The 16,447-nt window shown below is 43.7% G+C and carries 14 protein-coding genes and 1 riboswitch; all 14 genes read right to left on the bottom strand.

The features are described 5' to 3' along the window. Positions 1-35: 35 nt before the first annotated feature. On the bottom strand, positions 36-1,442 hold the full coding sequence (locus tag QVE09_RS01130; RefSeq protein ID WP_315935286.1) for a DEAD/DEAH box helicase: 1,407 nt from the start codon (positions 1,440-1,442) through the stop codon (positions 36-38). 116 nt (positions 1,443-1,558) lie between these two features. Continuing rightward, on the bottom strand, positions 1,559-1,873 hold the full coding sequence (locus QVE09_RS01125) for a DMT family transporter (protein WP_315935285.1): 315 nt from the start codon (positions 1,871-1,873) through the stop codon (positions 1,559-1,561). Next, positions 1,873-2,211, bottom strand: coding sequence for a DMT family transporter (locus QVE09_RS01120; RefSeq protein ID WP_315935284.1), 339 nt, complete (start codon positions 2,209-2,211; stop codon positions 1,873-1,875). Before QVE09_RS01120 ends, QVE09_RS01125 begins: the two co-directional genes overlap by 1 nt. Before the next feature lie 97 nt (positions 2,212-2,308). Next, a riboswitch (guanidine-I (ykkC/yxkD leader) is annotated at positions 2,309-2,409 on the bottom strand. Between the two features lie 70 nt (positions 2,410-2,479). Beyond that, a complete protein-coding gene (locus QVE09_RS01115) occupies positions 2,480-3,109 on the bottom strand; it encodes a pentapeptide repeat-containing protein (RefSeq protein WP_315935283.1) in 630 nt (209 codons plus the stop codon). Between the two features lie 11 nt (positions 3,110-3,120). After that, positions 3,121-3,885 (bottom strand): methyltransferase domain-containing protein, encoded by a 765-nt coding sequence (locus QVE09_RS01110; RefSeq protein WP_315935282.1) that lies wholly within the window; start codon positions 3,883-3,885, stop codon positions 3,121-3,123. Between the two features lie 662 nt (positions 3,886-4,547). After that, on the bottom strand, positions 4,548-5,627 hold the full coding sequence (locus QVE09_RS01105; RefSeq protein WP_315935281.1) for a threonine aldolase family protein: 1,080 nt from the start codon (positions 5,625-5,627) through the stop codon (positions 4,548-4,550). Then, positions 5,624-6,046, bottom strand: coding sequence for a MarR family winged helix-turn-helix transcriptional regulator (locus QVE09_RS01100; protein WP_076327683.1), 423 nt, complete (start codon positions 6,044-6,046; stop codon positions 5,624-5,626). Before QVE09_RS01100 ends, QVE09_RS01105 begins: the two co-directional genes overlap by 4 nt. A gap of 459 nt (positions 6,047-6,505) precedes the next feature. Next, positions 6,506-8,224, bottom strand: a complete 1,719-nt coding sequence (locus QVE09_RS01095; protein WP_315935280.1) for an ABC transporter ATP-binding protein — start codon at positions 8,222-8,224, stop codon at positions 6,506-6,508. A 2-nt stretch (positions 8,225-8,226) separates the two neighbouring features. Then, positions 8,227-8,601, bottom strand: a complete 375-nt coding sequence (locus QVE09_RS01090) for a hypothetical protein (protein WP_315935279.1) — start codon at positions 8,599-8,601, stop codon at positions 8,227-8,229. A gap of 175 nt (positions 8,602-8,776) precedes the next feature. Then, complete coding sequence (locus QVE09_RS01085) at positions 8,777-9,718, bottom strand: alpha/beta hydrolase (protein ID WP_315935278.1); 942 nt, start codon at positions 9,716-9,718, stop codon at positions 8,777-8,779. 57 nt (positions 9,719-9,775) lie between these two features. Next, positions 9,776-11,902, bottom strand: coding sequence for a serine hydrolase domain-containing protein (locus QVE09_RS01080; RefSeq protein WP_315936071.1), 2,127 nt, complete (start codon positions 11,900-11,902; stop codon positions 9,776-9,778). Between the two features lie 194 nt (positions 11,903-12,096). Continuing rightward, entirely contained in the window at positions 12,097-13,458 is a 1,362-nt protein-coding gene (locus QVE09_RS01075; protein ID WP_315935277.1) for a sensor histidine kinase, read from the bottom strand. Continuing rightward, positions 13,455-14,129, bottom strand: coding sequence for a response regulator transcription factor (locus QVE09_RS01070; RefSeq protein ID WP_315935276.1), 675 nt, complete (start codon positions 14,127-14,129; stop codon positions 13,455-13,457). Before QVE09_RS01070 ends, QVE09_RS01075 begins: the two co-directional genes overlap by 4 nt. A 227-nt stretch (positions 14,130-14,356) precedes the next feature. Next, on the bottom strand, positions 14,357-16,447 hold the full coding sequence (locus QVE09_RS01065) for a serine hydrolase domain-containing protein (RefSeq protein WP_315935275.1): 2,091 nt from the start codon (positions 16,445-16,447) through the stop codon (positions 14,357-14,359).

Below are 16,447 nucleotides of genomic sequence, written 5' to 3'. Positions count from 1 at the left end.
GAATGGAGAAGGTTTTAGCTGAATTTATTTAGGTCTTAATTGGCTCTATCATTCCTAGTTTTGTTGCTGCGGCTGAATGAGCCATGGTTCGATTTACTGCTACTGCTGTTTGATCTACTGCTATTGGGTCTACCGTCGTTTGAACGACTACTGTTTGATTTACCACTCTTGGCAAACCATTCGGATTTGGGCTTGCGTGCCGGGTTAGCTTTGGACTTCGCCGGTTTGCCTGCAGCCGATTTGTTGAACGAAGGTTTACTACCTGATGCTTTGCTGGTTTTATCAAACACAGGTACACCTGTCATTGGATACGGATGACCTTTTACTTCAGGGATCGTCTTTTTGATAACTTTCTCGATATCCTTCAGGAATGGAAGTTCATCTTTCTCACAGAACGAGATCGCCATCCCGCTTTTCCCAGCTCGACCTGTACGTCCAATACGGTGAACATACGTTTCCGGAATGTTAGGCAGGTTAAAGTTAATGACATGTGACAGTTCCTCCACATCAATTCCTCTTGCTGCGATATCCGTCGCAACTAATACACGTGTTGCCCCACTCTTGAAGTTGTTCAGTGCCCGTTGTCGCTCGTTCTGAGACTTGTTGCCGTGAATAGCCTGCGCTGTAACATTCACTTTGGCCAAATCACGTGTAACCCGGTCAGCGCCGCGCTTCGTGCGTGTGAACACCAATGCCGTGACGATGGATTTATCCTCTAAAATCTGGTTCAACATATGCTGCTTCTTGCCGTTCTCCAGCAAATATATAGACTGCTCGATGCGGTCTACTGTTGAAGATACCGGTGTGATTTCTACTTTGACTGGATCAACCAGCAACGTTTTAACCATTTTGGTGATTTCAGGAGGCATCGTAGCTGAGAAGAACAGCGTTTGTTTTTTGTTCGGCATCTTGGCTATGATTCTTTTCACATCATGAATGAAGCCCATGTCCAACATCCGGTCTGCTTCATCCAGAACGAGAATCTCAACCATCTTCAGATCAATACGTTTCTGGTTAATCAGATCATTCAATCTGCCAGGTGTTGCGATAATAATATCTGCACCTTGATTCAGCGCACGCTCTTGCACTTTTTGCGAAACACCGCCAACGATTGCCGTACAACGAATGTCCGTATACCGGCTATATACCTTGATGTTATCCGCGATCTGAATAGCCAGTTCTCGTGTTGGTGTCAAAATTAATGAGCGAATATGTCGTGCGGACTTTGATCCTTGACCTTTGGATCTTTCGCTTAATAATTGAATGATCGGCACCGAAAATGCTGCCGTCTTGCCTGTTCCTGTCTGTGCACATCCCAGCAGATCTCTACCAGCTAATACAGCTGGAATGGCCTGTTCCTGTATAGGGGTAGGATTAGTATAGTTTGCTTTGCTTAACCCTTCCATAATAGAGGGGATAATATTCAAGTCCTTAAATGTCATGTTGTCTCCTTCATTTACGCACATCTATCAATAAGACGCATCTTTTATTTCACACGTAACGTATAAGGATACCATTAAAAACGTAATTTGTACATTATCTTTTTAATTCCACTTATTTAACTAACCAATTTGAGTCCGACTGCCGATCCGAGCACCATAGCGATAAACAGAATTCTTAGTGCATTCCGAGGTTCTCCATAAAACACCATGCCCAGAATTGCACCACCGGAGGCTCCGATTCCCGTCCATACGGCATATGCTGTCCCCATCGGAAGAGTTTCCATTGCAATGGACAGAAACATGAAACTTAAACCAAACCCGGCTACCAATAGAACCAGTGAAATGAGATTACGGTCTTTGTGCAACTTGTTTATCATCAGCACACCAATCATCTCAAATACACCTGCCAAGATAAGAAATACCCAGTTCATTATAGCTGCACCTCCTTATTGTTCTCTTTACTTAGCATTTTAAGACCAATTACGCCGAGTAAAAGGACACCAATGAGTATCATTTTTCCGGTCTGGACAGGTGCATTAAACAATACAATCTCTGCAAGCACTGTACCTGCGGTACCAAGGCCAACGAATACTGCGTACACAGTTCCCACGGGCAGTGTCCGCGAAGCTGCAATCATTAAGCTGAAACTGATCATAATCGCAACCAGTGTAAGCCCCCATTCCAGCAGACCACTGGCATGTTTTAATCCAATGACCCAACCCACTTCAAACACCGCAGCAATCACAACCGACATCCACGTTTTATTCATACCTGAAACACTCCTTCTCTTCTACATTTTTTGTACAACCCATAGGGTTAGCGAAAAAACAAAAAAAGCCCGGGAAACAAACTGCATGTAGCAGTTCATCTCCCAGGCTTTTATCCCTCCGTGGCACAACCAACAGGTTGCGGGTTTTCTCTCGGACCAGACCGACACATACATCGCGGAACCCTAGAAAACCTGTTTTTATTCTAATGTGTCTCCAATTATACACACTTCCACTATCTTGGCAACCCTGATATTATGATCATTCTGTTTATTTAATAATTAAACCCATTAATCCTACAAATGTGGCGGCTTGATGTGGTGAAATCACACAACCGTTGAGATCTTCCATGGTCAGCACCAAGGAGTCAAATTGGCAATCGCTAAGATCCAAATCCTTCATTTTAGTCCCCGTTAAGGAAGCTTGGTCGATGTTACATTGACTGAACTCCATTTTTTGCAGTGCCAGATAGGCAAAGTCTGCACCAATCAGGGTACATTCCGAGAAGGAGAGCTGTTTCAGGTGGGCAAAACGGAAATTGCTATAGTCGCCTAGACCATGAAGGAAACTGACATTTTGCAATCGACTATTAGAAAAATCAGTTCCGACAAACTTGCAGTTATGCCACTCGATTCGGTGCATGAAGGCACCAGAGAGATTGACATTGGAGAAGTCGCAGTGTTCGAACCGGACATCGGTGAATTCAAATTGTTCCAAGGCAGACTCCGAGATCGTCACATGTCTAAATACAACATTTTCAAAGGAAACCTTGCTCGCTTCCTGATGATCCAATGTAATGTTCTCGATCAGTTTGTGTTTGTACTCAACTTTGGATTCGAGGAATGCAATCGTTTCCTGTTCGAGCAACTGCTCCTGAATCTTGGGTTTGTCCATTTTCATACCGTATTCCCCTATTCCTTAATAGCTACGACTCGCAGTCGGCTTCTGTCCAGATACCACTGTCCATCCCGCATCAGTTGTGGCTGTACTTTTTTCTCAACTGCTTCCATAATAACATCCTGTTCCGCAGGTGTGATACCACTGAATAAATACTCCGCGAAGCTGGTCAACCACGTTCTGGCACCCGGCTTGAACAGGGGAAATTGGTCAACGTGCTGGGCCAGACTAACTCGAAATCCGTGTTGCTCCAGTAGATTAGCATATTCGCCAATGGTAGGGTGATACCATGGATTCCGACCTTCCCATTTGTATCCACGGGCATCCAGTTCTTGCCGTACCGCTGTTATTAATATAGCCGTGTTGCCACTTCCAGCAAACTCAGCTACGAATCGTCCGCCCGTCTTGAGCGCTAACTGTATGGATTGTACTACAGCTGGAGCATCCTTTATCCAATGCAGAACGGCATGAGAGAAGACCGCATCAAACGGTTCTTCTGTCCGATAATGACAGGCATTTCCGACTTGAATATTCATATCAGGGTATTTCTGTTTAGCTTGCCTAATCGTCTCCTCTGAAAAATCAATGCCTGTTGTCAGCGCTCCTGCGGCGGCAATTTTGGCTGTCAGATCCCCATTGCCACAACCCACATCAAGAATACGTTCACCTTGGGATGGCTGGAGCAAGGATAAGATAGGTGTTTCCTGTAACGCTGCAAAAGGGGCAGAATGACCACTCCACGATTCGTTCGTTTGACCGAATGACTGTCCGTTATTCATAGAATATAATCTCCTTCTCAATTAAGGATCTAATATATCTATAATAACTTTAATATAAGAGAAGTGTCAATTCACTCCAATCATTCAAAGCAGTTCACATTCTCTTTGAATTTGTTCTGTAAAAGGATGTTGTCTCCACCTCTTCGGAAACGAGCTCTAACCAGCATGTGAAGTATATATCTCGATGTACGGAATTTTCTTCGAACTTGATCTGTGATTCCAGCCTGTCAATCAAAATTTGCCTCACATGGTCTGATAACCACTTCATCACCTTACTCACCAACTTTTCGAATAAACTTTAATAACTTGGCTCTGTTAACATACTCTTAGTATGCCGAGTTATGGGCTACGAACGGTATATCAAAAGTCTTAATTGATTGCCTGATCCTCTCAGGCCCCCTTTTGGTTCTGTACGATAATATGACCGAAGAATTATTTCAACCAAAACAGGAATTGAGTGACCTGATTAAACGCCATTCCCACCATAACGGTGCAATGGAAACAGCGATCCCTTCCCTGGTTGTCTATCACCATTCCAAGATTAGCGAATACAAAAAAGGACAACCACGACGGATTGTCCCTTTTTCAGTATCAGCATTTACATAATTCGATTCAAACAAGCAGTAAGTCGAAACTGTTCACTTTTGTTTTTAAAATTAAAGTTAGACCAATGCTTCGATGCGTTGTAACATCTGGATCTCTTCGTGCAATAATTGAGTGATATCACGAGTGAGTGCATCCACATTTTCCTGCTGAGTTGCCCAACTGGTACAAAACCGCACCGCACTGTGTGTATCGTCAACCTTTTCCCAGAAGGAGAAGGTATAACCGCTGCGTAATTTCTCAAGCAAACGATCAGGCAGAATCGGAAACTGCTGGTTGGTTGGTGAATCGTACAGGAAACGTACTCCCTGCTGTTCGAGTGAATCATGAATTCTCAAGGCCATATCCACGGCATGACGGGAAATATCGAGATACAGACCATCTTCGAACAACGTTTCAAATTGGATACCCAGTAATCTGCCCTTTGCGAGCAGGCCACCTTTTTGTTTGATCATATAACGAAAATCCCGTTTGAGCGAATCATTCAGGATAACGACCGCTTCTCCCATCAATGCGCCAATCTTAGTTCCGCCGATGTAAAATACATCACACAAGCGTGCAAGATCAGCAAGTGTCATATCGCAATCACGGGAGGCGAGTGCATATCCAAGACGTGCTCCATCCACGAAAAATGGAAGACCACATGCTCTGCTCACTGTATGCAATGCTTGCAGTTCTGCCTTGCTGTACATCGTTCCGTTCTCCGTTGGTTGGGATATGTAGACCATACCTGGTTGCACACAATGTTCCGGTGACGACTCATTCATGTGTGCATCATATACTGCCCTAACCTGCTCAGGCGTGATCTTTCCATCCTCGCTGGGAACTGTGAGCACCTTATGGCCCGTTGCTTCAATAGCCCCTGTCTCATGAACTGCAATATGTCCGGAGCTGGCAGCAATCACACCTTGATGCGGTCGCAAAATAGACGCAATCACTGTTGTATTCGTCTGTGTACCGCCAACCAAGAAATGAACATCAGCTTGCTCATTGTCACAGGCCTGACGAATAAGCATACTCGCACGTTCGCAGTGTCCATCCGTGCCATAACCGCTCGTTTGTTCCATATTGGTTTCCATCAGTCTTTGTAAAATGCGTTCATGAGCACCTTCGTTATAATCACATTCAAATCGTATCATCGTGTTGTCTCTCCTGCCTTCTTGTTCAACTTCTCTTGTATGTTCATCATGGAGGTGTATACCTCTTGAATCTCTTCTTCATTGAGGTCTTGCATTAATTTCAGGATCTGTTGATCGGATCGATCATTCAATTGGGCATATAGTTCCTCACCCTTGGCTGTCAGACGAATCAAACTGACCCGGCTATCGGCAGCAGAATCCACTTTCACCAGCAGACCTTCCTTAGACAGCTTGTTCACGATTCGACTCATGTAACTGCGATCAATGGTCAGTGTATCCACCAGATTGTTCGCAATGCTCTCTCCCCGAATTCCAATCTCAATAATGACCCGTACTTCTGCAAACGAATACCCTGTTCCAAGAATATGCTTGTCGAGTACACCAAGTATGTTGGTATAAAAACGGTTAAAACGTCGCATGTCAGCCAGGATATCTGGATTTATGTACTGAGAGTCGATGTCAAACCCTCCTTTTTAGTGGACATTGTCAACATTATAATAATCACGTTAGTGGACGTTGTCAACATTATCTTTTCATTGGCATTTGGTAACTTCATTTTTAAGTCAAACCAAAAAGCCGCGCATATGCGCGGCAAGGTTTATTTCATTTAGATACTTTATCCAGATACTTAGTCACCTACTTGAGTTTCTATATAAATTGAACTAAACATTTACACAAAACGGAGAGGACAGAAAGAACCTGAAGAAGCGGAGCGTTCGCCTAAAAGCTTTCTGCAAGAAAGCTACATCGGAAGCATACGCTATCCCCGGATTCCCCCTTTCTAGAAGGAATCAAAAAATCTGGGGATAACAGCGATCGGAAGGTTGTTCTGTCATCGGAGTGACGAGTGTAAATATTTTTTGATCAACTTATATGGATTAAGAGTGACTATATTGCACCTGATGAAGACGGCTGTATATCCCTCCAGCGGCGACCAATTCCTCATGGTTACCCTGTTCAGCGATGCCATCTGTGTTCACTACAATGATTCGATCTGCATTCTTGATGGTCGTCAGTCTATGCGCAATCACAAGTGTTGTTCTACCCACCGACAATTCAGCGAGTGATTGCTGGATCAGTGCTTCTGTTTCCGTATCCAGAGCAGAGGTTGCCTCATCCAGAATAAGAATAGGCGGATTTTTCAAAAACATACGTGCGATAGACAAACGCTGTTTTTGTCCTCCCGACAGTTTAACACCACGTTCACCAATAATGGTATCCATGCCATCAGGTAACGTGAGAATCAGTTCCTCCAATGAGGCACGGCGGGCTGCATCCCAGATTTGTTCATCCGTTGCACTCAGATCACCATAAGCAATATTCTCCTTAATGGTTCCCGAGAACAAGAATACATCCTGCTGAACGATTCCGATATGCTTGCGCAAGGATTGTAGCTTAACGTTACGAATATCGACGCCATCTACAGTGATGCGTCCCTCTTCTACCTCATAGAATCGGGGCAGCAGGCTGCAGATCGTCGTCTTGCCTGCACCAGAAGGTCCCACAAAAGCAACCGTTTCGCCTGGTCGAACAGACAGACTGATATCACTCAGAATACGCCGACTGGATTCATATCCGAACGAGACGTTCTCAAAGCGAATATCACCCTTCACACTTTCGAATTCAACGGCGTTTTTGCTATCCGCAATTTCAGGTTCCGTATCAATGATCTCCAGATAACGCTTGAAACCAGCAATGCCCTTTGGATAACTTTCTATGACGGCATTGATTTTCTCAATCGGGCGGAAGAAGATATTTGATAGAAGCAAGAAGGCCATAAAGTCACCCATATTGATTCTGCCATCGATATAAAACCAGGCCCCACTGATCATGACAAACACCGTAACCAGTCGCATCATCATATAACTGACCGAGATACTTTTTGCCATCGTTTTGTAGGCAAGCAGTTTGGTTTTACGGAAATTCTGATTGTCCACCGCGAAAAGTTCTTTCTCATGTTCTTCGTTGGCGAACGATTGCACAACACGCATGCCACCGACGTTATCTTCAATGCGTGCATTGAAATTGCCGACGTCTCCAAAAAGTCGCCGATAGGTCTTTGTCATCCGCCCACCAAATACGATAATGACCCAAGCCATGATTGGGATAATGATAAAGGTAAGCAACGCAAGCTCAAGATTAATATTAGCCATCAGCCAGAAAGATCCGATTAATGTCATTACTGCGATGAATACATCTTCAGGTCCATGGTGAGCAACCTCGCCGATGTCGTTCAGATCATTCGTAAGATGACCAATTAAGTGGCCTGTTTTACGATTATCAAAGAACCGAAAGGACAGCTTCTGCAAGTGAGCGAACATCTTCTCACGCATGTTGGTCTCAATGTTAATGCCCAGCATATGTCCCCAGTATGTAACTACATAGTTCAATACAGTATTAAGTGCATAGATGGATAACAACACAACACAGGCAAGCAAAATAAGAGGCCAATCCTGACCTGGCAACAATTCATTAATGAATTTGCTGACGGCAAGGGGGAAAGCCAGCTCCAGAAGACCTGCAAGTACAGCACATCCAAAATCAATCAAAAACAGTTTTTTATAGGGACGATAATACGAAAAAAAACGACGAATCATACTTATTCACTCTCACTCTCCAGATCCTTATTGGGGCTTACATCTTCATTTTGCAGCTCGAAAAGATGGATATACTCGTCGATGACCTGATCAATAGCTTTTAACTCCCCACTGATTATTGGGCGAATATGTTCGTACTCCTCCTGTCCAAGTTGTCGGACAAGCGTTGTTCTCCGATTCTGCATTTGTTCCAAAAACACAAGAATTCGGCCGCGACGGAATGTCTGCGCACCACGGCCCCGTTTTCCCTCATGTTCACCATGACCTCTGCCACGTCTGGAACGTTCACCACGTTGCTCATTGTCACTCATATCACGTCTCGGATGCTCACCTTGACGTACACTTCCATCTATCTCTTCGATAGGAAGATCTCTCATTTGTGCCACCTCCATAACGTGTATACATATGTATACAACACATTCATGTATACGATTGTATACGCGACAAAAAGAAGTGTCAACCTAAATTTTCCAATAGATAACAAAGTATGTATGTTCACCATCTCCTCAACAGAAAAAAGCCGCGATTTCGCGGCTTCTTTTGTTGGCGACACTATTTTATCTCACTCATAAACTTTCTATATTCTTGAACCATTTCTTTGGATCGGGTGTGATGCAAATAATGTTCTCCCTCGAATGTCATCACTTTTCCATGCACAGAATCTTTGACCTGCTCTTCATGCAATGGAATCCAGCCTTCCGTTTCGGTATCATTCGCCTGTAAGAAGAAAATCACAGGAAGATCTTTGGGGAAGGACAAGTTCTCGGCAGCTTTGAAATTAGGACCAAAGTTTTCGCCTTCATTCAGGTTGTTCGGATTAAACATATTTTTGAGTGAAAGTATTCTAATTTGTTCTCTGGTTTCATCATCAACGTCGGGTGCAACCAGTTGATCAGGGGCCAGTTTCATTAACAATCGGTAGAATCCTGATTTTTTAAGCAGTTTGTACGTTTCGGTTGGAAATGGATCATTGTTACCTCCCTGCGTTGGAACGCTGCTATCAATCCCGACAAAGGCAGTTACTTCGTTTGGATATTTGTTCACATAGTCCAGTCCGTAAATTCCTGAAATGGAGTGACCCATGAGCGTGTAACGATGAATATTAAGCTGCTGTAACGCTTCATGAATTTCACTAACCATATTTTCAGTGGTACGCTCTTTTTCAGTTACATCACTTAAGCCATAACCGAAAGGCTCAATGACAACGACTTTGTAAAATGGTGATAGCTCATCAATTAGCGGTTTAAAATCAAGGGCTGGGGCTGGTGTTCCATATCCGGGAAGTAATACGACCGTTTCTTCGCCTTTTCCTTGAATCAACACATTCATGTTTTTCCCGTCAACCGCTACAAACTGGCCATAGGGTTTTATTTTCCCTTCCTCTGATTTGTTGCTAAATACATTAACAATATAAACAGTGGCAATAAATAATGCAAAAGCGATAACTATAGCTCCGAATATTTTGAGCAAAATGATTAATATTTTTTTCATCATGATGGTTCTCTCCTGTTGAGTTCGTTTGGTGTTCAGCCGTTTGGAAATCCATTCAATTTATTTTTTTAATGAAATTTCGAATTTGGAGCCAACATCACCTGCAAATACAATACGGCCGTTTTCTGGTAAAACAACATCATTCCTACCGCTGACTACGCTGTGACTAATACAAATTCCGGTCTGATCATAGACAGCAAAGGCTCCCTTTGCAGGCATCTTCACTGTCATGACTTTCCCTTTCGCAGTCGCTGGTACCGAAAACCATTTGGCATATCCATCTGCTTGAATGGTTGTTGCGGATTTTTTACCCGAATAGATAGGTTTTACCTGTTCCTCACTGGCGTATACATAACCTAAGGCTGTAAGATACTCTCCACCGTTCTTTTTAGAAAATTGAATGTCCATCGTATCACGTCCGGCAGTACCCGGAATCTGCAAAAGATTGGCTGCTTCGTTTGCTCCAATAATCTTATGATTGGACATATACCCTGGATTCTCTTTATTCATATGGATAGGCAGGATCGATGAAGCATTGAGATAGACCATGGATGTGTATTTCTCATTCACCAGATAATATTTTTTACCATCGCGCTTTGCCCATGCGGCGTTAATCTCCTTGGATAATTTATTAGTTGCAAGCTTCTCCCCATTATATTCTGAGAAAGCCAGCTGTCCGAGTCCTGGAACGGATATATAAGATCGTGACCACAAGTAGGTTTTCCCATTTTTCTCCACAACGAATTTCAACTTGTCTGTACCTTCGTTATTAACAAAAGTACCATCTGCTGTATATGTGTATTCTTGAGCCGGATTACTCGGAGCAGTAAGTGAAGATACAGTCATTTGTCCAGCCTTATTTATTTTGATCTTCATAACCGAATTATTGCCGCCATATATACCTGCATACTTGGATATTCCTTTAGGCATATTTGCCTTCACAGGTACGCCAAATGATTTTTCTGGCTTCCGTTCTGTAATGATATCCTTTTCCTCAAGTGCGCTGAGTAATAATTCATTCGCAATGAAATTATTGGTTAAGCTTGACCCGCCTGAAGAGATAACGGCTGCAGCCATGTTATATTCCGGGAGTACCACTAATGAGGACTGATAAGATAAAGTATCTCCACCTTTCATAACGGCCTTAATGCCGTATTCGTTGAATGGAAACAAGTTCACACTATCCCACCCCAACCCGTAAGACATCAGCGTATCGCTATCCTCTGGCCACATGCCTCTTTTATACTCTTCTTGTGCCATAGCTTCTACAGACTTACTGGAAAGAATACCATTAACCTCTCCCGTGAAGATTCTTGAAAATTTGACCAGATCTTCAGCGGTGGAATACAGACCTCCAGTACCGATGATATTGTAATTCTCTTTTGGAAGTGGTCCCTCATAAAAAGGGGAAAAGATTCCCGCCATGTCTGCCGGATCAACCACATCCTGTGGTGTTTTGGTATGGTTCATATCCAAAGGCTCCGTAAAATACTTGTGTATAAATGCGGTATAATCGAGGCCGCTCACTCTTTCAACCATAATCTCGGCTAACGAAAAGCCATCGTTGCTGTAGACGGAGTATGCGCCGGGATCTGCTTTCAGGTTTTGATTCGCCAATTGATCGAGCAACGTATCATGTGAATACGTGTCATTATCTCCGTACAATGTGGCATTGCTGGTTGAGGTGCCTAGAAGACCAGAGGAATGATTCAGCAACATACGGGGTGTAATCTGTTTGTATCGATTATCTTTCATTGTAAAATCAGGCATATAGTTCACAACAGGCACATCCAGATCGATCTTGCCTTCGTCAACCAGCTTCATCACTGAAGCTGTAAGCATCATTTTACTGGTTGAACCAATGCCATAGATCGTGTTCGAAGTAAGAGGTACCTTGTCGTTTATATCGTTCTTGCCCGTCTGACCGGACACCACAATCTCTCCACCATCGATGAGCGCATATTGCAGACTCGTCGTACCATATGTCTCGGTCAGTAATTTGGCTTTTTCGATCACGGCTTTCTTTGTTGTCTCATACGTAAGGTTGCTGTTGTTCATGGGAGCCGGTGCGGCCATTGCAGACATTGGGGCAAGTATCGTCAGCATGAGAGTCACAGCAGCTATAGTATTTCTCTTTCTTGCTCTCCTCACACTCATCTTCAGTTTTGTTACCTCTCTTGGTTTCATTCTTGCATCTACTCCTGTCTTCATCATTGTGTTAAGCCCCCTTAACGTGGGCGCTAAAGACAATATAACAAACCAAGATGTCCCCCTAATGACTACAGCATGAACGGAGGATGAACAGGCAAAAAAAGTTTGCATCATCATACGCAAGGAGGTTTATACAGGGTGTCATAACCTAGTGAAGGCATGAAATCCAATCACTCTGTGGGTGTTGTGATTGGCAAGATGACTATGAATGTCGTTCCTCGTCCATATTCGCTCTCCACCCGGATGTCCCCTTGATGAAGCGAGACGATCTGCTTTACAATAGCTAGTCCCATACCGCTTCCTTCATATTTCTGACTGTGGGAACGATCAGCTTTAAAGAAGCGGTCAAATATACGCTTTTGGTCTTCCGGGAGAATCCCAATACCCGAATCCGATATGCGGATCGTCACGTTCTTGATATTCTGTTTGATCCTGATGCTAATTCGGGCACCATCTTCGGAAAATTTGATGGCATTGCCGAAGATATTGATCCACACCTGATTTAACTGGTCATGATCGGCCGTGATTTTGGTGGGCTGCAAATCAAGATCGAACTGAATTTTACGGGCCGACCATTGGGGTTGAATAGCGACGATTACTTGTCTGATCTGTTCATCCAGACTGAGCGTGGCGATCCGCATTTGCAATGATTGAGATTCAAGCAAACTCAGCTTTAGCAGACTATCACTTATTTTGGACATTCGTGCAGTTTCAGTGATGATAATATCGAGATAATCGCTTCTTTCGTCATCCGGGAGGTCTACCTGCTTGAGCGCTATAGCAAAACCGGAAATGGAAGTGAGCGGAGACTGAACTTCATGGGACACGTTTGCTACGAATTCCCTGCGCATCTGCTCAAGCTGCTTTAGATCGTGCATCATTTCTTCGAAACTACGAGCCAGAGTACCTATCTCACCCTTTTGTTTAATATTAAGCTTGACATTGAAATCTCCGGCAGCTATGAGCCGGGTCGCTTCTGTCAATTTTTTGATCGGTCTTACCAGAAAAATAGCCGCAATTAGTATCAATAGGCTTCCTGCTAACAACGAACAAATCAAAAAGGTTACAACAAACTTGATAAGAAATGAGGTGGAAGAGGAAGTGAGGGGCTCTACAAACATTGCCATGCTTCCCATTTCAGTTTTTATCGGCAATCCCAAGAAGAACGTATCGATCCCATTAACTTGGACCCTTTCCCCATCCAGCACTTTCTTCACTTGTTCTGTAGTCACTAGGAAAGGATGTTGTCCTTTAAGTTCTCCATAGGATTGAAACTGACCCGTTGCTTTATAGATTCGAATGTGGTAAGAGTTGAGTTGTTTCATTTCACTTATAAACATTTCTGCTTCGCGTAGAGGCAATGTCTCGTAGATGCGTACGATATCCTGGCCAAAGTCAAGCAAGGAGCCTTGTAAGTTTTCGTTTAATTTATCTTGAAATATCCAGGTTGTAGCAAGAAAAGAAAGGATTGTGCCCCCGATCACGGAGACCAGAAAGGTCAGGACTACACGTGTATAGAGGGAGCCGGTCACTCCTGCACCTCTAGCCGGTAGCCAAGTCCCCGCACCGTTTCGATACGAAAATCGGAGATATCAGCAAAACGTTCGCGTAGACGTTTAATATGCACGTCTATCGTTCGATCATCGCCAGTATAATTAATCCCCCAAACTTGCTGGATTAATTGTTCCCGCGTATAGACTTGTCCCGGTAATCCAGCAAGCTTATACAATAATTCGAACTCCTTAAGCGGCAAGGTGAACGACTCTGTACCCCTCATGACCTTATAAGTCTGCCGGTTCAGGATGACGTTGCCTAACTGGATGGTCTGCATTAAACCTATACGGTATCGTTTCAACAGTGCCTTGACGCGAGCCATCAACTCAAGCGGATCGAATGGCTTCGTCATATAGTCATCTGTCCCCAGCTGAAATGCTTGTACTTTCTCCCAGGTCTCGTTTCTTGCCGTCAACATTAGTAACGGAAGACCCGGATTGGCTCTTCGAAGTTCCTCGCATAATGCCCAACCGTCCATGACTGGCATCATAATATCAAGAATAACCAAATCGACTGGCGTGGAGGTATAGATACCCAGGGCTTCCTTTCCGTCTACGGCGTTGATGGTTGTAAATCCGTCGTTGCGCAAAAATAAACAGACAAGTTTGCGAATGTTCGCATCGTCGTCAGCAACTAATATCGTAGGCATCGTTTCCACTCTCCTAAAAAAGAATAATTCTTCAGTTGAGCAAGAGCGAAGAATTCTAAATCATGCTACCTCATTGGTTGAAATCACTCTGTTCTACTATAAATATATCTTCTTCTTTGCATAATTCCATAAACAAGTCCCGCTGCTCCCATATAACAAAGGCAGCCGATTACTTTGATCGGCTGCCTTCTTAGTTTCGTTAAACATGCTACCTTACTAGAATTCGTCTATTTCAACGAAATTTCGAACTTGGAACCAACCTCACCTGCAAAGACAATGCTGCCGTTCTCTGGTAAAACAACCTCATTCTTACCGCTGACCACAGTGTGATTAATACAAACACCATTCTGATCATATACAGCAAAGGCGCCATTTGCAGGCATTTCCACCGTCATGACTTTTCCCTTCACCGTTGCGGGTACCGAAAACCATTTGGCATAACCGTCTGCCTGGATCGTTGTTACAGATTGTTTGCCCGAATAGAGTGGATGTACAAATTCCTCACTGGCGTATACGCTACCTGCCGCTGTAATGTACTCTACTCCGTTCTTTTTGGAGAAATAAATTCCCATTGTATCTCGTCCAGCCATACCAGGGATCTGTAGCTCAGTGACTGCTTCGTTTGCTCCAATAATCTTAATATTGGACACATACCCTGGAATCAATTTATCCGTATGAATCGGGAGAATTGGTGACGAATGGAGATAAACTGTTGATGTATATTTCTCATTCACCAGGTAATATTTTTTACCTTCACGCTGCTCCCATGAGGCCGTAATATCCTGGGATAATTCATTGGCTTCCAGCTTCTCCATTTTATATTCGGAGAAAGCCAATTGTCCAAGTCCTGGCAAGGATATATAAGATCGATACCACAGATAAGTCCTTCCATTCTTCTCCTTAACGAATTTCAACTTTTCCGTGCCTTCATCGTTAACAAAAGTATCATCTGCTGTATAGGTGTATTTTTGAGCCGGATCACTTGGAGCTGAGGGTGTGGATACAGTCATTTGCCCAGCAGTATTCATTTCGATCTTCTTAACCGAATTATTGCCGCCATATATACCTGCATTCGTGGCTATTTCTTTAGGGATATCTGCCTTCACAGGCACACCAAACGATTTTTCCGGCTTCCGTTCTGTAATGATGCCCTTTTCCTCAAGTGCGCTGAGTAATAATTCACTCGCAATGAACTGATCTTTGGCACTTGTCCCACCTGATGAGGTAACGGCTGCAGCCAGATTATATTCCGGCAGTACGACTAATGATGAGTGATACGATATGGTATCTCCACCTTTTGTTACTGCCTTGATACCGTATTCACTGAATGGGTACAGATTTACACTATCCCACCCTAAACCGTAAGATATAGACGTATCGCCATCCTCTGGCCACATGCCTTTTTTGTACTCTTCTTGCGCCATGGCTTCTACAGACTTATCGGTAAGAATGCCTTGGACCTCTCCCGTGAAGATTTGTGAAAACTTCGCAAGATCTTCAGCGGTGGAATAAATGCCTCCAGTAGCGATAACATTATAATTCTCTTGTGGAAGCTGACCCTCAACCAAAGGAGAATAGATTCCCGCCATGTCTGCCGGATCAACCACATCCTGTGGTGTTTTGGTATGTTTCATGTCTAAAGGTTCCGTAAAATATTGGTGTATAAAAGCTGTAAAACTCATGCCGCTAACTCGTTCAACCATAATTTCGGCTAACGTAAAACCGTCATTACTATACACCGAGTATGCGCCGGGATCTGCCTTCAGGTTTTGGTTCGCCATTTGCTCCAGAAACGTATCATGTGAATACGTATCATTATCTCCGTACAATGTAGCATTGCTGCCAGTACTGCCCAGCAGGCCGGAAGAATGATTCAACAGCATGCGCGGTGTGATTTGTGTGTAGCGATGATCTTTCATCTTAAAATCAGGTAAATAGTTAACAACAGGCAGATCCAAATCCATCTTTCCCTCGTCAACAAGCTTCATCACAGCCGCTGTAAGCACCATTTTGCTAGTTGATCCTATGCCATAGATGGTATTTGAAGTAAGCGGGACCTTGTCCTTTAGATCATTCTTGCCTGTCTGACCGGACACCACAATCTCTCCACCATCAATTAGGGCATATTGCAGGCTAGTTAATCCATGCTTCTCGGTCAGTAATTTGGCTTTCTCCGCTACTATTTTCTTGGTTGGTTCATACGTCAGATCGCTGTTGTTACTCGTAGCTGGTGCGGCCAGTACTGACATTGGAGATAACATCATTAACGCCAGAGTTAAGGCGGTGATTGAAGTTCGTTTTCCCTTTTGTCGTCCCAT

Origin of the sequence: Paenibacillus sp. ClWae2A, from assembly GCF_032452295.1 — a bacterium.
GTDB lineage: Bacteria > Bacillota > Bacilli > Paenibacillales > Paenibacillaceae > Paenibacillus.
This window is presented reverse-complemented; position numbering and strand designations above follow the sequence as displayed.